The sequence below is a fragment of the Microbacterium sp. NPDC055357 genome, assembly GCF_053644835.1.
Map to the genome: position 1 here is coordinate 19,917 of NZ_JBSHLZ010000007.1, position 18,232 is coordinate 38,148.

The 18,232-nt window shown below is 70.0% G+C and carries 16 protein-coding genes, 1 tRNA gene and 1 riboswitch; of the genes, 3 read left to right on the forward strand and 14 right to left on the reverse strand.

Features of this window, described 5'->3' with window-relative positions; translation table 11 throughout:
* Nucleotides 1–149: 149 nt before the first annotated feature.
* The 3 genes from ACWICD_RS10545 to ACWICD_RS10555 are packed head-to-tail and all read right to left on the reverse strand — an operon-like array spanning nt 150 to nt 3,642.
* The gene (locus tag ACWICD_RS10545; protein ID WP_376125072.1) at nt 150–1,286 is read right to left on the reverse strand and encodes an ArgE/DapE family deacylase; all 1,137 of its coding nucleotides are present in this window, start codon (nt 1,284–1,286) and stop codon (nt 150–152) included.
* On the reverse strand, nt 1,283–2,371 hold the full coding sequence (locus ACWICD_RS10550; protein ID WP_454140109.1) for a diaminopropionate ammonia-lyase: 1,089 nt from the start codon (nt 2,369–2,371) through the stop codon (nt 1,283–1,285). The genes ACWICD_RS10545 and ACWICD_RS10550 overlap by 4 nt, the downstream gene beginning before the upstream one ends.
* The gene (locus ACWICD_RS10555; protein ID WP_454140110.1) at nt 2,368–3,642 is read right to left on the reverse strand and encodes a M20 family metallo-hydrolase; all 1,275 of its coding nucleotides are present in this window, start codon (nt 3,640–3,642) and stop codon (nt 2,368–2,370) included. The genes ACWICD_RS10550 and ACWICD_RS10555 overlap by 4 nt, the downstream gene beginning before the upstream one ends.
* Before the next feature lie 104 nt (nt 3,643–3,746).
* Between ACWICD_RS10555 and ACWICD_RS10560 the strand changes: the two genes are divergently transcribed.
* Entirely contained in the window at nt 3,747–4,616 is an 870-nt protein-coding gene (locus ACWICD_RS10560; RefSeq protein ID WP_454140111.1) for a LysR family transcriptional regulator, read from the forward strand.
* A 54-nt stretch (nt 4,617–4,670) separates the two neighbouring features.
* On the opposite strand, the gene ACWICD_RS10565 is transcribed toward ACWICD_RS10560, so the two are convergent.
* From ACWICD_RS10565 to ACWICD_RS10575, 3 genes are read right to left on the reverse strand one after another with little or no spacing between them, the layout of a single operon-like run.
* Nucleotides 4,671–5,420, reverse strand: a complete 750-nt coding sequence (locus tag ACWICD_RS10565) for an ABC transporter ATP-binding protein (protein ID WP_454140112.1) — start codon at nt 5,418–5,420, stop codon at nt 4,671–4,673.
* Nucleotides 5,417–6,187, reverse strand: a complete 771-nt coding sequence (locus tag ACWICD_RS10570; RefSeq protein WP_376125059.1) for an ABC transporter permease — start codon at nt 6,185–6,187, stop codon at nt 5,417–5,419. Before ACWICD_RS10570 ends, ACWICD_RS10565 begins: the two co-directional genes overlap by 4 nt.
* Before the next feature lie 5 nt (nt 6,188–6,192).
* Nucleotides 6,193–7,212 carry an ABC transporter substrate-binding protein gene (locus ACWICD_RS10575; RefSeq protein ID WP_454140113.1) on the reverse strand — a complete coding sequence of 340 codons (1,020 nt, stop codon included), beginning with the start codon at nt 7,210–7,212 and terminating at the stop codon, nt 6,193–6,195.
* A gap of 24 nt (nt 7,213–7,236) precedes the next feature.
* Nucleotides 7,237–7,346: riboswitch (TPP riboswitch) on the reverse strand.
* A 39-nt stretch (nt 7,347–7,385) separates the two neighbouring features.
* Here ACWICD_RS10575 and ACWICD_RS10580 point away from each other — a divergent pair.
* Together ACWICD_RS10580 and ACWICD_RS10585 are read left to right on the forward strand one after the other, a co-directional pair.
* Nucleotides 7,386–8,009, forward strand: a complete 624-nt coding sequence (locus ACWICD_RS10580; protein ID WP_454140114.1) for a YkoF family thiamine/hydroxymethylpyrimidine-binding protein — start codon at nt 7,386–7,388, stop codon at nt 8,007–8,009.
* 1 nt (nt 8,010) lies between these two features.
* Entirely contained in the window at nt 8,011–9,327 is a 1,317-nt protein-coding gene (locus ACWICD_RS10585) for an NtaA/DmoA family FMN-dependent monooxygenase (protein ID WP_454140115.1), read from the forward strand.
* 319 nt (nt 9,328–9,646) lie between these two features.
* Here the strand turns inward: ACWICD_RS10585 and ACWICD_RS10590 are convergent.
* From ACWICD_RS10590 to ACWICD_RS10625, 8 genes are all read right to left on the reverse strand, one after another.
* Nucleotides 9,647–9,731: transfer RNA gene (locus tag ACWICD_RS10590), tRNA-Tyr, on the reverse strand.
* 88 nt (nt 9,732–9,819) lie between these two features.
* Complete coding sequence (locus ACWICD_RS10595) at nt 9,820–10,725, reverse strand: PfkB family carbohydrate kinase (RefSeq protein ID WP_454140116.1); 906 nt, start codon at nt 10,723–10,725, stop codon at nt 9,820–9,822.
* Nucleotides 10,722–11,222 carry an FBP domain-containing protein gene (locus tag ACWICD_RS10600; RefSeq protein ID WP_454140117.1) on the reverse strand — a complete coding sequence of 167 codons (501 nt, stop codon included), beginning with the start codon at nt 11,220–11,222 and terminating at the stop codon, nt 10,722–10,724. The genes ACWICD_RS10595 and ACWICD_RS10600 overlap by 4 nt, the downstream gene beginning before the upstream one ends.
* Before the next feature lie 70 nt (nt 11,223–11,292).
* Nucleotides 11,293–12,207, reverse strand: a complete 915-nt coding sequence (locus ACWICD_RS10605) for a bile acid:sodium symporter family protein (RefSeq protein WP_376125044.1) — start codon at nt 12,205–12,207, stop codon at nt 11,293–11,295.
* A 157-nt stretch (nt 12,208–12,364) separates the two neighbouring features.
* Nucleotides 12,365–14,248: a glycoside hydrolase family 13 protein gene (locus ACWICD_RS10610; RefSeq protein ID WP_454140118.1), complete on the reverse strand. Its 1,884-nt coding sequence runs from the start codon at nt 14,246–14,248 to the stop codon at nt 12,365–12,367.
* Nucleotides 14,249–14,250: 2 nt separating this feature from the next.
* Complete coding sequence (locus tag ACWICD_RS10615; RefSeq protein WP_376125040.1) at nt 14,251–15,231, reverse strand: sugar ABC transporter permease; 981 nt, start codon at nt 15,229–15,231, stop codon at nt 14,251–14,253.
* Nucleotides 15,231–16,859: an ABC transporter permease subunit gene (locus ACWICD_RS10620; protein ID WP_454140119.1), complete on the reverse strand. Its 1,629-nt coding sequence runs from the start codon at nt 16,857–16,859 to the stop codon at nt 15,231–15,233. Before ACWICD_RS10620 ends, ACWICD_RS10615 begins: the two co-directional genes overlap by 1 nt.
* Nucleotides 16,860–16,979: 120 nt before the next feature.
* Nucleotides 16,980–18,221, reverse strand: coding sequence for a sugar ABC transporter substrate-binding protein (locus tag ACWICD_RS10625; protein ID WP_454140120.1), 1,242 nt, complete (start codon nt 18,219–18,221; stop codon nt 16,980–16,982).
* Nucleotides 18,222–18,232: the final 11 nt, after the last annotated feature.

The window sequence follows — 18,232 nt, forward strand, 5'->3', positions numbered from 1 at the left end:
CCAGCCTCGTGGACGCCTCCCCCCCGCCCCTCCTCGACCCCTTCCCCCCCTCGTCACCCTCCCCCCTTTGTCTCCGCCCCGCCCCCACCGCGCTCCAAAGGGCCCAAGTCGACAGGAGAAGAGGGCGCGGGGAAGGGGGCCGCGTGACCTCAGCCGACGATCGCGCGGATCCCGAGCTCGAGCGTGCGGACCACGGTGTCCAGCGATGAGATCGTGACCCATTCGGTCGCCGCGTGCGCGCCGCCGCCGTCGACCCCGAACAGCACGGTGTCGATCCCCGCCTCGCTCAGCAGCGCGCAATCGGTCCAGAAGGGCTCACCCCGGGTGCGGGGCGGCATCCCGGTCACCTCCGCGAACGATGCGGCGAGCGCCGCGGCGATCTGCGACCCCTCGTCCGCTGCGAACGGCGGACGATCCCCCGTGATCGCGAGGTCGTAGGAGAAGTCGGCATCGGCACTCGCGATCCGGTCGAGGATGCCGCGTAGCTCGTCCTCCACGAACGCGACGTCCTCGCCCGGCACCGTGCGGCGCTCGAGGACGATCCGGCAGCGATCCGGGTACGACGACGCCTCCGTGCCGCCCTCGATCGTCGATGCGTGCACGCTTCCGGTCGCGAGCAGCGGATGCCGCACCCCCGCCGCGAGCCGCGCACCGAGTTCGTCCAGCTCGACGAGGAAGCGCCCCGCCTTCGCGATCGCGTCGATTCCGAGGTCCGGGCGGGACCCGTGCGCCGCGCGGCCGTGGACCGTCACCTCGGCCCACACGAATCCCCGGTGCGCGATGACGAGGTCGAGCCCACTGGGCTCGACGACGACGGCCGTGTCGGTCACGACGTGGCGCAGCACGTCCTCCGTGCCGGCGCTGGCCCATTCCTCGTCGGCGACGAGTGCAACGACGATGTCGCCCGCGTGGGGCTCCGCGGCGACCGTCGCGGCAGCCACCATGATCGCGGCGACGCCGGATTTCATGTCGTACGAACCGCGACCGAACAGGCTCCCGTCGCGCACGACGGGACGCAGCCCCTCACCGTCGTAGCTGCTGAGGGCGACCGTGTCGATGTGCCCGTTGAGCATGATGCTGCGCCCGCCGCCCGATCCGGGTGAGACGGCGAGGACCGAGGTGCGCCCCGGCGCACGCTCGACGAGCCGGCAGGTGAACCCGCGGGCGTCGAGCCACGCGTGGGCGAACGCGGCGATCTCGGCCTCGCCCGCTCCCCCGGCCACGAGCTCGGGATTGACCGAGTCGATCGCGATGAGCTCCTTCAGGAGATCGACGACATCGCTCACGACAGGTCCGTCGGGAGCGGGTTGGCGGCGCGACTCTCGGTGCTGAGCAGCAGCACGGTCGCCTCGGGGGCGAGCGGTGCGACCTCGGCGAGAGAGCGGATGCCGGCGAGCGTCGCCGCCCCGCAGGGTCCGGCATCGATGCCGAGGGCTTCGAGATCGTGCACGGCGCGTGCGGTCGCGGCATCCGTCACCGTCACCGCCGCATCGATGCCGCGGTGCAGTGTGGGCCAGCCGCCGGCGGTGGGAGTGCCGCAGTTGAGGCCCGCCATGATGGTCGACGACGCCTCGACCGTGACGGGCCTGCCCGCGCGCAGCGACTCCCGCAGCGTCGGCGCCGCCGTGGGCTCGACGCTGAGCACGGTGGGCGCCGTGCCGCCCGAGCGATAGTGCCGCACGACGGCTTCGGCGAGCGAGCCGACGCCGACCGGCACGACGACGACCTCCGCGCGTGCACCGGCTTCGGACAGCTGCTGATCGGCCTCCACGACGAGCGTCGTGTAGCCCTCGACGATCCACTGCGGGATGCGCTCGTAACCCTCCCAGGACGTGTCCTGGATGAGCACGTCGGCATCGCCCGCGGATTCCGCGGCTTCGGCGACGACGTCGTCGTACGGCGCATCCACCTCGATGCGGTTCGCCCCTTCGGATTCGATCCCGGCCTTCGCTTCGGGCGTGATGTCGGCCGGCGTATAGATACGGGCGGGGATGCCGAGCAGCCGCGCCATGTGGGCGACGGCACGGCCGTGGTTGCCGTCGGTAGCCGCGACGAGCCGGACGGGCCCCGTGGCCCGCAGCCGCTCGCGCAGCTCATCGACGGCGAGTGCCCCGCTGTCTCCGACTCGTTCCGTGAGCGCGCGCGAAACGGCGTACGACGCCCCGAGGATCTTGAACGCGGGAAGCCCGAGCCGCGAAGCCTCCTCCTTCACGAACACGCGCGCGACGCCGAGCTCACGGGCGATCCCGGGAAGCTCGACGAGCCTCGTCGGAGCGTATCCCGGGAGCGAGGCGTGGAAGCCGAGGACATCGGGCGAGCGGTCGGTCCGCCAGCGACGGGCGGCAGGGTTCAGGTAGGCGTCGACGCTCATGACGCGAGCCTACGGACCGTGTCCGCGAGCACCGCGATGCCCGCTGCGCAGTCCTCGGGCGTCGAGTACTCGCGCGGATTGTGGCTGATGCCGTCGTACTGGCCGCGCACGAAGACCATCGCGGTCGGGGCGATCACCGCCATCTCCTGCGCGTCGTGTCCGGCGCCGGACATGAGCGGCATCGTGTCGTACCCGAGGTCGGTCGCGACCTGGGCGATCGTCTCCTGGATGCCCGTGTCGAACGGCACGCTCGTCGTCCTCGCCATGCGGGCGGACTCGACACGCAGGCCGGGCTGCGTGCCGGGAAGCGTCTCGAGGTGCGCCGCGAGATCGCGTTCGGCGGCGGCCAGGTGCGCATCGTCCGGATTGCGCAGGTCCACCGTCAGTTCGGCGCGGTCGGGGACGACGCTCGGCAGTCCGGGCGACGTCGAGATGAGCCCGACGGTGCCGCGTAGCCGGCCATGGGCGCCCGAGTCCACCATCTCGCGGACCTTCACGACGATCTGGGCCGCGGCAAGTCCGGCGTCGGCGCGCAGCTCGGTCGGCGTCGTGCCGGCGTGCGCGGCGCGGCCGTGCACGGTGATCCGCTGCCACGAGATGGCCTGCACACCGGTCACGACGCCGATCGGGACGCCTTCGCGCAGCAGAACGGGCCCCTGCTCGATGTGGCATTCGACGTATGCGTGCACAGGCTCGATACGCACGGAGCGCTGACCGCGGAAGCCGATGCGCGCGAGCTCGTCTCCGAAGCGGAGGCCGCGCGCATCGGTCAGCGCGTACGCCTCCTCCAGCCGGATGCGGCCCGCCGCGACGGCGGACCCCAGCATGTCGGTGCCGAACCGCACACCTTCCTCCTCGGTCCATGCGGCGACGACGATGGGGCGGCGCGTGCGGATCGCCTGCTCGTCGAGAGCGCGCACCGTCTCGAGCGCGCCCAGCACGCCGAGGCATCCGTCGAAGGCGCCCGCCGTTCCGACACTGTCGATGTGAGATCCGGCGATGACCGGCGCGAGGCCGGGCTCGGTCCCCTCTCTGCGACCGAAGATGTTGCCCATCTCGTCGATCGTGACGTCGAGACCGGCCTCCCGCATCCATTCCACGAGAAGGCGCCGACCGGCGGCATCCTCGTCCGTGAGCGACTGTCGGTCGACACCGACGAGTCCTGTCGCGTCGTCCTGATAGGCGCCGATGCGCGCGAGCTCCATGAGGCGGTCCCACAGGTGCTGTCCATCGATCGCGACGGAAGCGGGGGCGTGAGTCGTGTCGGTCATGTGCGTCTCCCGGGTCGGTGGATGCCAGCATCCCGCGTCCGTACCGACGAATCGATAGCATGCTTCTCATCGGTACTGATGAGTTCTCTTCATGAGAGGAAGCCATGTACGACGTGCACCGGCTGAGACTGCTCCGCGAGCTCCGGCTGCGCGGGACGCTTGCCGCCGTGGGGGCCGCACTCGGCTACAGTCCGTCGGCGATCTCCCACCAGCTCGCCGTGCTCGAGCGCGAAGTCGGCGTGCCTCTGCTGGAGCCGGTGGGACGCGGCGTGCGGCTCACGGCGACCGCCGATGTGCTCGTGGGTCACGCCGAAGCGGTCCTGCGCGAGCTCGAGCGTGCCGAAGCGGGAGTTGCGGCGAGTCGCGGCGCCGTCATGGGAACCGTACGCATCGCGACCTTCCAGACGGCCGCGCACACGATCGTGCCCCGCGCGCTGGCCGCGCTCACGGCGCAGCATCCGAGTCTCGATGTGCGCTTCTCGCACATCGACGCCCCGGCCGCGATCCCCGGCCTGGTCGCGCGCGAGTTCGACGTCGTCCTGTCGGAGCGCTATCCGGGCGAGCCGGCGACACCTCGCGCGGGCGTTCTCACCGACGAACTCGCGCGGGATGCGCTGCGCCTCGCGGTGCCGGACTCCTGGTCGGGCGAGGCCCTGTCCGATCTGGCGGATGCCCCGTGGATCATGGAGCACGTCGGCACGAACGCGCGGGCCTGGTCGGACGCGATGTGCCGCGGCGCGGGCTTCGAGCCGCGCGTCGCCTTCGAGACGGCGGATGTCCTGCTGCACGCGCAGCTCATCGATCGCGGGCTCGCTGCCGGGTTCCTGCCCGATCTCGTGGCCGCCCGGGCCGGCGGCATCCGCCTGCACGACACGGGACGGAGCCGGACGATCGAAAGCTCGGTGCGCGCCGGCAGCGAGACCTCACCCGCGATCGCGGCCGTCCGTGCCGCGCTGCACCGGGCCGTCGCCTGACGGCGACCTGATGCGCCGATCGGCGAGTCCCTCAGCGGGGCCAGCCGCGCGCGTCTAGCCGGCACGCAGCAGGTCGCGCAGCCGCTCTTCCAGGGCGGGCACTCGCGGATCGGTGACGAACCCCTCCCCCCGCGGGATGTCCCTCGTCACCACGGCCTCACCGACGATCCGGGCGGGACGGCGCGAGATCACGTAGACGCGGTCCGACAGCCGGACCGCCTCGCGGATGTCGTGCGTCACGAGCAGCACACTCCACCGGTGCTGCGCCCAGACGGTCAGCAGCCACTCCTGCATCTCGTCGCGGGTGATCGCGTCGAGCGCACCGAACGGCTCGTCGAGCAGGAGCAGCGGCTTGCCCTGCACGACCGTACGAGCCAGCGACACCCGCTGCCGCATCCCTCCGGACAGCTGGCGCGGGTAGCGCCGCTCACTGCCGGACAGCCCGAAGGCGTCGAACAGCTCGCCGGCGCGGCGCCGCGCTTCACGCCGTGGCACGCCCGCGATCTCGAGCCCGATCGCGGCGTTGTCGAGAGCGCGACGCCACGGCAGCAGCACGTCTCGCTGCGGCATGAACGCGAAGGGCCGCTCTCGTTCCGGCACGGGGGCGCCGTCGAAGAGGATCCGGCCGGCATCGGCGACGAGCTCACCCGTGAGCAGCGAGAGGAGCGTCGACTTGCCGCTGCCGCTCGGGCCGATCAGGCTCACGATCTCACCGGGCGCGACCGACAGAGTGAGGTCATCGAGCACCGGCATCCCGTCGAAGCCTTTGCGGATGCCGGTGAGTTCCAGGCCGCCGACGTTCATCGCAGTGCACCCTTCTCGACGCGCAGCCAGGGCAGTACGAGGCGTTCCACCAGACCGACGAGCCCGTAGAGAAGGAGTGTCAGCACCGAGCTGACCGCGACGGCCGCGAGCACCAGATCCGTTCGGAACACGTTCTTCGCGCTCTGCATGTAGACGCCCAGGCCCGAGACGGCGCCGGCGTACTCCGCGAAGATCGCGCCCACGACGGCGTAGGTGATCGAGATGCGCAGCGAGGAGAAGAACGACGGCATCGCCGTGGGCAGCCGGACCATGCGGAACACGGTGCGTGTGCCCGCCCCCATCGAGCGCAGCAGGTGCTCGGCGTCGGGATCGGCGGAGGCGAAGCCGCGCATGAGTCCCACCACCATCGGGAAGAACGTGACGAACGCGACGAGCAGCACCTTCGGCAGCAGACCGAACCCGAACCACAGCACGACCAGCGGCGCGAGCGCGATGAGCGGCAGGGTCTGGCTCACGATGAGCAGCGGCATCACCGCCCGCCGTCCGAGCGCGAAGAAGTCGAGCGCGGTCGCGGTGAGGAATGCGACCGCGATCGACAGCGTGAAGCCCAGTGCGGTCGCGGTGAGCGTGGGGATCGTGTGGCGCAGCAGCACCTCCCGCTCGCCGAACCCCTGCTCGAGGATCCGGGTCGGCGAAGGCAGGACGCCGGCCGCGACGAGGCCCGCGTTCGCCACGACCTCCCACAGAACGAGGATCGTCAGTGCGGCGGCGATCGGGGGCAGGACGACGCCGACGGTGCCGCGCATCCTGCTCACTCGAGGTAGTCGGTCGAGTAGTACTCCGACCAGTCGGGCGCCTCGGTCACGACCGCCCCCGCGGCATCCGTCAGCACACCGTGGGCGATGAGGAACGCGCCGAAGTCCTCCCACTTCTGGGGCACGGCCTCGCCGATCGCGACGCCGTCGGCGACGAAGTACTCCTCCGCGAGCAGGGTCGCGCTGCGCGTCACGAGCTCTTCCGCGGCGCCCAACGTGTCGGAATTGGCCTCGATGAGGATGCGGGCCGCGTTCTCGGGCTCGGCGGCGGCATACGCGTAACCGCGCTGCACGGCTGAGACGAACGCCCGAGCCGTCTCGGGGTTCACCTCCAGGTAGGCGTCGCTCGAGACGATCCCCGTCGACTGCAGGTCGGGCACGCCGTAGTCCTGGTAGCGGAACGCGCGGTAGGGGTGACCGTCGATGTCGGCCTGGATGTCCTGCCACGTCGAGACCGAGAGCGTGAAGTCGATGCGCTGCTGACTCAGCGCCTCATAGGCGCCGGTGTCGAGCACGACCTCTTCGAAGTCGCCGTCGCCGCCGTCGCCCTGGATCACGGCACGCGCGAGCGCGCCGTAGAGCGGCGAGCCGAAGCCGCCGAAGACCCCGCCGTCGAGGTCCGCGGGGCGCTCGATGTCGTCGCGGTCGCCGAGGAGCACCAGTTGGCCCGTATCGGACTGCGTCACCTGGAAGACCGATACGACGTCTCGACCCGCCGTGCGAGCCAGCTGCACGCCCGCTTGACCGGCCAGCCCGAAGTCCGCCGACCCGGCAGAGACCAGTTCGGGCACCGAGGTCGAGGCGTAGGGCAGGATCTCGACGTCGATCCCCGCCTCGTCGAAGTATCCGAGCGCATCGGCGACGTAGACGCCGATGTGGTTCGTGTTCGGCGCCCAGTCCAGGGCGAACGTGACCTTCTCGAGGTCGTCGGGCGAGTCCGCCGACCCGGCTGCGCAGCCGGTGAGACCGAACGCGACGATGGAGATGGATGCCGCGAGGGCGTGGAGTTTTCGCATGGGTGTGCCCCTCTGATCGGGCACGGGTGAAGGAGAGATGCCTCCCTGCGCTGGCATTATCCAGATCAGGTTCGACGGTCGAAGGTTGGGACCTTCCTCTCAGCCCGGTCTACCGAGCTCCCGTGTACCGACGAGCGTAGCCGAGATCCGCAGAAGGGCTATCGTGGTGCGTCATGCCCCCCGTGACACATCAGAACGCGCTCACTCCGACCGAGTACGGGGTGGGCGCGCGCTTCACCCTCTCGGTCTACGACTCCGCCTACGTCGACATCATCCTGGGTGCGCTCGCGACCGCCGACGCGAGCGCCGTGACCGTCGACACGACCGACATCTCCACCTTCGTGGGCGGCGCCGAGAACGACGTGCTGCGCTATCTGCGCGACGTCATCGCCGCCGCGTCCTCGGGTGGAGCGCACGTGTCCGCGGCGATCCTGCTCTCCCGAGGCTGCCCCGGCGAGCTGCAGTGCGAGCTTCGCGCGGGGGTGGATGCGATCGGCGCCGAACCGGTGCAGCTCGCGGCCACCGGCATCCGTGCACGCGCCCACTGGTCGCTGTATCCCCTGCTCGACGGCGGCGCCGACGGCGATCACATGACGGCGATCTACGACGCGATCGAGCACGCGAAAGAGATCGGGGTGTATGCGGGTTCGGACCACTACGCGACGCGCCTGGACGGCGACCTCGCCGACGTGCTGACGACCGTCGCGAACGCCTGGATCGCGGTGGGACGAACCGTGCAGCACGTGACGACCCACGTCACGATCTCGATCAACAGTCCGACCCTCGCGGCGAGCTGACGTGGCGAGGCAGATGCACCTCGTCGCGATGGTGAATCCGCCGACGAGCCAGTATGCCGAGAACTGGCGCAACCCGCTCGGGCGGGCCGACTGGCTGCGCGGCGAATTCTTCGCTGACCTGGGGCGGATGCTGGAGCGCGGCCGGTTCGACATGATCTTCTTCGCCGACGCACTGGCGGTGCCCGAAGCCGCGGACGGCACGGTCGACACGACCCTGGCGACCGGCGGGAAGGGCAGCATCTACCTCGATCCGATCTCGCTCATCTCGCTCGTCGCGGGAGTGACGAGCCGGATCGGGCTCGGCGCGACCGTGTCCACGAGCTTCGCGCCGCCGTACACGATCGCGCGGCAGCTCCTGACCGTCGACCAGCTGTCGGGTGGACGCGTCGCGTGGAACATCGTGACCTCCACGACGAACGCCGAGGCCCGCAATCACGGGCGTGAGAGCATCGCGGGGTCGGCCGCTCGGTACGACAACGCCGACCGGGTCGCCGAGACGGTCGTGGATCTGTGGAAGAGCTGGGATGCGGACGCACTCGTGCTCGACCGCGAAGCGCGCCGGTTCGCGGATCCGGACCGCGTGCACCGAGTGCCGGCGCGGAACGCCGACCTGGCGCGCGGACCCCTCACGGTGCCGGCGAGTCCGCAGAGGCACCCCGTGCTCATGCAGGCGGGAGCTTCGCCGCGCGGACGCGATTTCGCGGCGCGATGGGCGGAGGTGGTCTTCGCGATCGGAGACTCCGAAGACCAGATGCGGGCCTTCCGCCAAGAGCTGCGCGGGCGCGCCGAGCGAGATCACGGCAGGGATCCGGACAGCATCCGTGTCCTGCAGGGTCTGCAGCCGGTGCTCGGGCGGACGGACGCCGATGCGCAGTCGCGGCTGGAGCAGCTGCGCGCGCAGATCTCGCTCGACGACGCCCTGGTCAAGCTCGCTCGGCTGCTGCATGCCGAGTCGCTCGACCCCGCCGCATCCGCCGTCACGACACTCGAGGCGCACCGGGGTGCGACGGGGAGCGTCGCGTTCGAGGACATGCTCGCCGCGGTGAGCGCGCAGCGGGGCTACACCGTCGCCGACCTCGCGATCGAGCAGGCGCTGAATCAGCTGCATCCTCAGATCGTGGGCTCGCCGGCGAGCGTCGCCGACGAGCTCGAGCACCTGTTCCGCGGCGAGGCCGCCGACGGGTTCATCATCATGCCGGCGCTGTACCACTCGTCGTTCGAAGAGTTCGTGAACGGCGTCGTGCCCGAACTGCAGCGTCGCGGTGTGTTTCGCACCGAGTACGCGGGACCGACGCTCCGCGACAACCTGCGGGGTTGATCTCTCGACGTCGCCGGCCCCAACATCGATGCGCGCCGCCCGCACGCAGCCCGCGCATCGTCGACGTGCGCCGCCCGCATCGTCGAGGTGCGGCGCCCCGCACGCAGCCCGCGCATCGTTGAGGTGCGCCGCCCGCACGCAGCCCGCGCATCGTCGACTTGCGCCCTATGTCGGACACGCCCGGCGTGTCGCCGACACAGGGCGCAAGTCGGCGAACGGGGACGGGCTGACGTGAGAGGGATGCCGCCGCTCGGGCGGCAGGGGGCGGCGAGGGCATACGCAGAAGGCGGGCGCAGGCGCGCGGATCGCGGGGGGAGTGTGGTGGCGAGTGAGGGATTCGAACCCCCGAATGCTGAGCAGTCTGATTTACAGTCAGATCCCTTTGGCCGCTTGGGTAACTCGCCGGGTGCGCACCCGCCCAGCTTTTTCAGTCGACCGGAGGCGCGATCCACAATCTTACGCGCATCTTGCCGGTGTTCGAAATCGAACCGCTCAGGTGCCGATACGACCCAGATCCATGCCGTCCAGAGCCCTCGGTGTGCGCAGCAGCGCGCCCTCGAAACGGCACGTGGCGGCGGCCATATCCATCGCGTCGCGAAGCACCGCGTCCCAGCCGTCCGCGTGCATCGGCGGATGGTCCACGAGCCCGGCGAGCGCGGCGGCGAAGGCGGCGTCGCCGGCACCCATCGTGTCGACGATCCGGCCGGGCAGTCGCGGCGCCGGCCGGGTCAGGACCACGTCGCCCGCTTCGATCGTGGCGCCCGCCGATCCGCGGGTCGCGAGCACGGCGTGCGCGCCGAGCTCGACCATCCGCGCCCGCACGGCGTCGAGCGGCTCGCGGTAGAGCAGCCGCGCGTCGTCGTCGCCAACCTTGATCAGCCGAGCGCCGGGCACGACGCGCTCGAATCCCTGCACGAATGCGGCTCGGTCGCGCAGCATCCCGAGTCTGGGGTTCGGGTCGATCGCGACGGATGCTGCGTCGGCGAGCGCGTCGCGCAGCTCATCCGCCTGCTCGGGGTCGTCGAAGGCGACGCAGCTGACGGCGACGAGATCGGCCGCCGCGATGACGGCGCGCTCGCGTTCGCCCAGCCGGATGCGGCGACGCCGGGCCGCCTCGTTGAACTCGTACTGCGGTTCCCCTCGCGTGCGCGTGCTCACGGCGCGCGCGGAGCCGTGCGGTGCGGGGGTCGCGATCAGCCCGACGCCGAGGTCGCCGAGGTATCGGCGGATGCGCGAGCCCGCGTCATCATCGCCCACCATCGCGATGAGGGTCGCCGGCACGCCGAGCCGGACGAGGCCGACCGCGACGTTGAGCGCGGCTCCGCCGACGAATTCGCGGATGCCGCGGGGGTCGCGCAGCTCGTCGATCAGCGCGTCGCCGATGACGACGACCGTCACCGGCGCGAGCCCGCTGTCTCGAGCACGCGCGTGACGAACGCTTCGACGCGCGCGCGGGTGCCGTCGATGCGGCGGTCGACGCTCGCGCGGATCTCGCTGGGCGCGAGCGGAGCCGCCAGTCGCACGTTCTCGTGGCACGACAGGTCGGAGCAGATGTAGGTGCCGACGCTGTCGCCGTGCTCTCCGGCGTCGCCGGCCTTGCGCGCCGTGAAGAGCGTCACCTGGTCGGACGGCTGCATCGTGTGACACAGGTTGCACATCGCCGACCGGGCCCGGGAGGACCCGTCGGCGGCGCGCAGCACGACCCCGTGCGGCTCGCCGTCGAGCTCGGCGACGATGTAGCCGCGGGAGCGCGTGCGCGGGTCGCGCCACGCGTAGAAGTCGAGGTGGTCCCAGTCGGTGATGACGAAGTCGACCGGCACGGCGAGCAGTCGCACATCGTCGGGCGAGGCGTTGGCCATGGCGGCTCGGAGAACGTCTTCCGTGAGCGGGCGCATCCCCTCAGTCTACGAACGCCCCTCCGCCCCGGACCCGCGAGACTGCATCTGCGCGCCGAGGATGCGGGGTTTACCCACGGTCTCGGCCGCCCGATGCGGTCTCACGGTCTGGGCGGGGTGGGGTGGCGGCATCCGCTCGGTCGCGTCCGCGGATGAGGAAGCCGAACCCGAAGGCGACGAAGAACATCAGCACTCCGTAGACGGCTGCCGGCAGCGACAGCTCCACCGAGCCGAGGACCGTCTGCGCGATGACGATCGCGAGGGTCGCGTTGTGAATGCCGATCTCGAACGACGAGGCGATCGCCTGGCGCTTGCCGACGCGCAGCCAGCGGGGTACGAGGTATCCGATGGCGAGGCTCACGAGGCAGAACACGATCGTGATGAGCGACAGCCGCGCGAAGTTCTCGACCAGCAGCGCCCAGTTCGACGCGACGGCGCCGGCGATCACGACGACCAGGATGATGACCGACGCGATGCGCACGGGCTTGTCCATGCCCGCGGCGAAACGCGGCCAGAAACGGCGCACGAGCATGCCGCCCGCGACGGGCAGCAGCACGATCGCGAACACCTCGAGCGCCTTGGACCACTGCATGCCGAGCTGATCGTCGAACGGCTCGAAGTACCAGATCGCGAAGTTCGTGATGAGCGGCAGCGTGATGACGGCGATGACCGAGTTCACGGCGGTGAGCGAGATGTTCAGCGCGATGTCGCCGCGGAACAGGTGGCTGTACAGGTTCGCCGTCGTGCCGCCGGGAGACGCGGCGAGCATCATCATGCCGACGGCGAGGACCGGCGGCAGCTGGAAGGCGATCACGAGCCCGAAGCAGATCGCCGGCAGCAGCAGGAGCTGGCAGGCGAGGGCGACGATCACCGCTTTGGGCTGCTTCAGGACTCGGGCGAAGTCGCCGAGGGTGAGGCTCAGCCCGAGGCCGAACATGATGATGCCGAGGGCGACGGGCAATCCGACGGTGGTCAACGCTGACATGGCACTCAGTGTGCCCGATACCGCGATCCGGTGTCACGCGTTCTCCACACGTCGCGTGCCCGACCCTCTACCCGCGAGACTGCAACGGCACGCCGAACCAGCGGGTAAAGCCCACGGTTTCGGCCTCCCGTTGCAGTCTCGCGGTCAAGAGGCCGTGTCAGGAGGGGACGCGCACGCCGGGGAGCGACCAGGCGGCGAAGGCCGGGCCCTCGGCCGAGAGCACGACGGCGCCGTCGACCGCTGTCGCGAGCGTCGCGTCGCCGACGAGCGCCCGCGCGCTCTCCGCTCCGGCGAGAGCGCCGGGCACGAGCTCGACGTCGGCGTCTCCGCGCGTCGCGAGCACGACGATCGTCTCGTCAGCCGACTCGCGCGCGAACACGACGGTCTCGTCGTCGACGTGCAGCCACCGCAGCCCGCCGCTGCCGAGCACGGCGTGCTCGCGCCGCAGCGCGATGAGCGAGCGGTAGAGCTCGAGCCGTTCGGCGACGGCGGGTTCGTCCTCGCTCCCCCATGGCATGGGCGTGCGGCTGGACTCGCCGTCGGCTCCGACCAGCCCGTACTCGTCGCCCGCGAACACGACCGGCAGACCCGGCAGGGTCATCGACAGCCCCACCGCGACGGGGATGCTGCCCGGCGCCGCGTTCGTCGCGAACCGGGCCGTGTCGTGGGTGTCCAGCGGCTGCATGTTGCCCAGGCGCACCCGCCACGGGATCCCCGCCGTGAACCGCACGACCGCGTCGACGAACTGACGCGCCGTATAGCGCGGGATGCCGCCCACCGGCTGCGTGAAGAACCACGGCTCGGTGCGCTCCTCGCCTTCGGCCGTGAGATAGGCCCGCCCCGTCGGTTCGGACAGCCAGCCCCACAGCGGGCGCGTGAACGAGGGGTACGTCATCGCCCCGTGCCAGCCGTCGCCCTGCAGGTCGCTCGCGGCGTCGTTCGTCGACTCGCCGAGGAGGATCGCGTCGGGGTTGATCCGCCGCATCGTCTCCTGCAGCAGCTGTCGTACCTCGGCGTTGAGGTCGATGTCGCCCAGGCGCCCCGTCATGTTCGCGACGTCGATGCGCCACCCGTCGGTCGAATACGGCGGCTCGAGCCACCGCGCGACGACGGAGTCCGGCCCGTCGACGAACGCCGCCCGCAGCTTCTGCGAGGCCCAGTTGAACTTCGGCAGACTCGGCACGCCGAGCCATGACTCGTATCGCGTGTTGCCGTCGCGGAAGTAGTAGAAGTCCTCGGTCTCGGCGCCCGGCCGGCCGAGCGCCGACGTGAACCATTCGTGCCGGTCCCCCGAGTGGTTGCTCGTGAGGTCTCCGATGACCCGGATGCCGCGGGCATGCGCCGCCTCGATGAGCCGGACGTACGCCTCATCACCGCCCAGCAGGGGATCGACCGAGAGGAAGCTCGACGCGTCGTAGCGGTGGTTGGATGCCGCGGGGAAGACCGGCGTCAGGTACAGCACGTTCACCCCGAGCTCGACGAGGTGGTCGAGCTTCTTGGTGACACCGTCGAGATCGCCGCCGTAGAACTGCTGCGAACGGCCGGGCGAGACGGGGTCGACGGGGTCATCCCACGCGGCCGGCAGAGCCCACTCCGGCACCGGACGGGCATCGGCCTGCGCCGACCGGGCGAACCGGTCGGGGAACACCTGGTACATCACGGCGTCGTACAGCCACGCGGGCGGGGCGGGGCGGGCGACGAGGGCGAAGTCGTCGGCGTCGAGTGTCTCGATGTCGTGCAGACCGGTCTGGTTGAGCCAGTGCGCACGGCCGTCGGCGTGCACGAACAGCCAGCGGTAGCCGTGTCGCGGGTTGTGCACCGCGACCGGCGCCTCCCACCAGTCCCACCCGTCCGACGAGCCGACGAACGCGGCATCCGTCCAGCTCGGCTCGTGGTCGGGGTTCGAGCGTGTGCGCACGGCGCGCAGCGGCCCGTACCCCTGCGGCACGCGCACCCGCACCCGCACGGTCTCGCCGAGCTGCGGCGCGTCGTTCGAGACGTACAGCGGTGAGCCGTCGTGGTGCGGCGTGAGCAAGGTCATGCTCACTTGACGGCGCCGGCGGTCAGTCCGCCGACGATGTACTTCTGCAGGATGAGGAACAGCGCCATGACCGGGAGCGCGGCCAGGACGGCACCGGCCGAGAACGCGCTCCAATCCGCGTAGCGCGGGTTGGAGACCATCTTCGTCAGGCCGACGGCGAGCGTCTGCTTCTCGGGTTCGATGAGGATGACGCTGGCGATGACGAATTCGCTGAACGACGCGATGAACGACAGCAGCGCCACGACCGCGAGGATCGGGGCTGCCAGGCGCAGGATGATCGTGAAGAAGATCCGCGCGTGCCCCGCACCGTCGATCTTGGCCGCTTCGTCGATCGACGCGGGGATCGTGTTGAAGAACCCGTACATGAGATAGGTGTTCACGCCGAGGGCGCCGCCGAGGTACACCATGATGAGGCCCAGGTGCGTGTCGAGCCCGAGCGCGGGGAACCAGTCGCCGATCGCCGACATCAGCAGGAAGAGCGCGACGACCGCGAGCAGCTGCGGGAACATCTGTACGATGACGATCGAGACGAGGCCGATCCGGCGCCCGGTGAACCGCATGCGCGAGAAGGAGTATGCCGCGAGCCCGCCCAGGAACACCGTCGCGACCGCCGTGACGCTGGCCACGACGAGCGTGTTGACGAACCAGTTGGCGTACGGGTTGTTCGGATCGGTCAGCATCCGCACGTAGCTCTCGATGCCGACGGTCGAGAAGAGCGCGTTGGATCCCGTGAGCGTGCCGCGGGGGTTGAGCGACGACGACAGCACGAACAGCAGCGGGAACGTCGAGAAGACGATCATCACGACACCCACCAGGTGACGCCAGCCGGTCGCGCGGAACCACTGCCCGAAGGTCTTCGGTCGTTCGTAGAAGTCCGCGTCGGCGCGACGCTTGGGTCGCCGACCGCGGCGACGGGTGTCGTCCAGGACTTCGGCCTCGCCGGCCAGGAGACCGCTGGAGCTGCCGGGGAAGGAATCGGGCATCAGTTCAGCTCCTCCAGTGCCTTGGTCCGTCGGAAGCTGATGATCGAGATCACCGCGACGACGATGAAGATGAGGATCGTGAAGGCGGATGCCAGACCGTAGTCACGGTTCTGCCCCGTGAAGGCCACCTTGTAGACCATCGAGATCAGGATGTCGGTGTGGCCCACGTTGATCGCGGCGGACGAGTCGCGCGGCCCGCCGTTGGTGAGCATGTAGATCAGGTTGAAGTTGTTGAAGTTGAACGCGAAGGACGCGATCAGCAGGGGCGCGACCGTCACGAGGAGCAGCGGCAGCTTGATCAGCCGGAAGATCCCCCAGGGTCTCGCACCGTCGACCTTCGCCGCCTCGATGACGTCGTCGGGGATGGACTGCAGCGCCCCCATGCACACGAGGAACATGTACGGATACCCGAGCCAGAGGTTCACGAGCAGGACCGAGACCTTCGCAAGCCAGGGATCGGTCAGCCAGGGCACCGACGCCCCGCCGAGGAGCACCTGATTGATGAATCCGAAGCTCTCGTTCATCATGCCCGCCCACACGAGCGCCGACAGGAACGACGGGAACGCATACGGGAGGATCATCAGGATGCGGTAGAACTTGCGCCCCCGCATCCGCATGTCGTTGAAGACGATCGCGAGGAACAGTCCGAGGAAGAAGGTCGTGGCCACCGACACGATCGCGAAGACGAACGTCCACAGCGTCACGTAGAACAGCGGGCCGCGGATGCTCTCGTCGGTCACGGCGCGCACGAAGTTGTCGAACCCGACGACGATCGTCCAGCCCGGCATGAGCTGCGATCCGTCGTCGGCGGTGAACGCGCCCACGCCGGTGTCGCTGTAGACCGTGCCGTTGCGGGTGTCCGTCATGGTTCCCGCGGCTTCGTCGTACACGAGCGCGGAGGTGTACAGGTATCCGCGCTGACCGTCCGGGGTGAGAAGAGTCCCGTCGTTCGGATCGTCGGACACGGGGACCGCGAGGTCTCCGATGACGCTCTGGTTGGCGAGCACATCGGCGAAGGTCAGCGTCGTCCAGCCGTCCAGTCCGACGGCTTTGCCGCCCTCGAACCGGGCGCCGGGGGCGGGCTCGAGGGGCTGCTCGTTCGTGCCGAAGAACGCCTCCCCGTCGGGGTCCGTCACGAGCACGCCGTACTGCCCGAGCTGCGACACGACGGTGACGTCGTACGTCGGCGAGTCCGGCACGCGCTCGAGCGCAGACGCCATGAGCGACGAGACGGCCTGCTCCTTGGAGCCGTTGTGGCCGGTGCCGTAGTTGGTGAAGCCGATGTAGCCCGTGTACACGAGCGCGAACACCTGGAAGATCAGCAGGAAGATGACGCCCGGAGCGAGGTATTTGGCGGGCAGCCGGCGCCGCGAGAGGTAGATCCAGTTGAGGAGCGCCGTGGTGGCCGCGACCAGTCCGGCCACGAGCCATTCCCGGTTGCTCAGCAGCACGAACAGCGCGAAGACGGCGAGCGCGTCCAGGATCCCGAGCAGGACGATCTTGATGATCCATCCCTTGACGCCGAGCGATGCGGCATCGGCGATGCGCGCCGCCTGCTTCGACCGCTTGCGTCGTCGCGGGTCGGCCGCGGGGTCCTCCGTGCGCTCTTCGAGCGTGTTGCTCGTCACTCGCAGCCTCCGTTGCGTGCGGGCAGTCCGACGTGGCGACTCTGCCGTTCTAGCGTGATCGTAGCGGGATGCCGGGGCTCGATCCTCGTGCGAAGATCGGGCCCCGGCATCCGTGGGTCGTCAGCCGATGGCGGCCGTCACGTCGTCGACGAGCTTCTGCCACGTCGCCGCCGGGTCGGCACCGTTGATGATCTCGGCCTGTGCGATGCCCCAGAACTCCCACACGGAGCCCATCTGCGGGATGGCGGGCATGGCCACGGCCTCTTCACCCACGGCGGCGAAGCCGCCCACGATCGGGTCCGCCGAAGCGGTGTCGGCGGCCGCCGTCAGGGCGGGCAGCACGTTGCCGGATTCGAAGAGCTTCAGCTGCACCTCTTCGGTGCCGAGGTAGTTGACGAGGAAGTCGTTCGCGGCGACCTTGTTCTCGGACTCGGCACTGAGGTAGAAGCCCTTGACGCCCGCGAACGGAGCAGCGGGCTCGGCGGTCGGGCTGGGGACGGTGTCGATCGCGACGTTGATGCCCGCGTCGACGGCGGCCCCGACGTTCCACGGGCCCGTCAGCCAGAACGCCGCCGTGCCGTCGAGGAACGACTGCTTGGCGATGTCACCGTCGATGTCGGTGTTGAAGGCGCCGGTGCCGTTGGCGCCCTGCCCGGACAGCCAGGTCGCGAACTCGAAGCCGCCGGGGCTGCCGAGCTCGAGCTGAGCGGGGTCGTAGTTGCCTTCGGCGTCGAGCCCGAAGACCGGTGCACCGAACGCCGTCTGGAACGGGTACAGGTGGTAGGGGTTGCCCTCAGCACCCTGCTCGACGACGAACGGGTGGTCCAGGCCCGCGGCCTGACCCTTCGCGATCATGTCGTCGAAGCCCGTGGCCGCGTCGGGCACGAGATCGGCGTTGCGCAGCACCGCGATGTTCTCGACGGCGTACGGCAGGAGGTACGTAGTGCCCTCGTAGGTGGAGGCCTGCACGGCGACCGGCAAGTAGTCGCCCGAGGTGTCGCCGAGCTCGATCGGAGCGACGACGCCGTTCGTCGACAGCTCGCCGACCCAGTCGTGCGCACCCATCGCGATGTCGGGACCGCGGCCCGTGGGCACCTGCTGGATGAAGTCGTCCTTGATGACGTCGGTGTCCTTCGACACGAGGTTCACCGTGACGCCCGTCTTGTCGGTGTACTCGGCGGCGACGTCCTTCAGTGCGTCGATGCGCTCGGCGTCGACCCAGACGGTCAGTGCGCCGGCGGTCGATTCGCCGCCGCCGTTTCCTTCGTCGCCGCCGCTGTCGCCGGAGCAGCCGGCAAGCAGCATGGCGCCGCCTGCGATGAGCGCGCCGAATGCGAGAACGCCCTTCTTCTTCACCGTCATCGGTGTGCCTC

What these genes read in the sequence shown, in the direction of transcription:
- ACWICD_RS10580 (WP_454140114.1), top strand. Translation starts at nt 7,386, where the DNA reads ATGCCCCCCGTGACACATCAGAACGCGCTCACTCCGACCGAGTACGGG.
- ACWICD_RS10615 (WP_376125040.1), bottom strand. Translation starts at nt 15,231, where the DNA reads ATGCCCGATTCCTTCCCCGGCAGCTCCAGCGGTCTCCTGGCCGGCGAG.
- ACWICD_RS10560 (WP_454140111.1), top strand. Translation starts at nt 3,747, where the DNA reads ATGTACGACGTGCACCGGCTGAGACTGCTCCGCGAGCTCCGGCTGCGC.
- ACWICD_RS10575 (WP_454140113.1), bottom strand. Translation starts at nt 7,212, where the DNA reads ATGCGAAAACTCCACGCCCTCGCGGCATCCATCTCCATCGTCGCGTTC.
- ACWICD_RS10610 (WP_454140118.1), bottom strand. Translation starts at nt 14,248, where the DNA reads ATGACCTTGCTCACGCCGCACCACGACGGCTCACCGCTGTACGTCTCG.
- ACWICD_RS10600 (WP_454140117.1), bottom strand. Translation starts at nt 11,222, where the DNA reads ATGCGCCCGCTCACGGAAGACGTTCTCCGAGCCGCCATGGCCAACGCC.
- ACWICD_RS10625 (WP_454140120.1), bottom strand. Translation starts at nt 18,221, where the DNA reads ATGACGGTGAAGAAGAAGGGCGTTCTCGCATTCGGCGCGCTCATCGCA.
- ACWICD_RS10555 (WP_454140110.1), bottom strand. Translation starts at nt 3,642, where the DNA reads ATGACCGACACGACTCACGCCCCCGCTTCCGTCGCGATCGATGGACAG.
- ACWICD_RS10550 (WP_454140109.1), bottom strand. Translation starts at nt 2,371, where the DNA reads ATGAGCGTCGACGCCTACCTGAACCCTGCCGCCCGTCGCTGGCGGACC.
- ACWICD_RS10570 (WP_376125059.1), bottom strand. Translation starts at nt 6,187, where the DNA reads ATGCGCGGCACCGTCGGCGTCGTCCTGCCCCCGATCGCCGCCGCACTG.
- ACWICD_RS10565 (WP_454140112.1), bottom strand. Translation starts at nt 5,420, where the DNA reads ATGAACGTCGGCGGCCTGGAACTCACCGGCATCCGCAAAGGCTTCGAC.
- ACWICD_RS10605 (WP_376125044.1), bottom strand. Translation starts at nt 12,207, where the DNA reads ATGTCAGCGTTGACCACCGTCGGATTGCCCGTCGCCCTCGGCATCATC.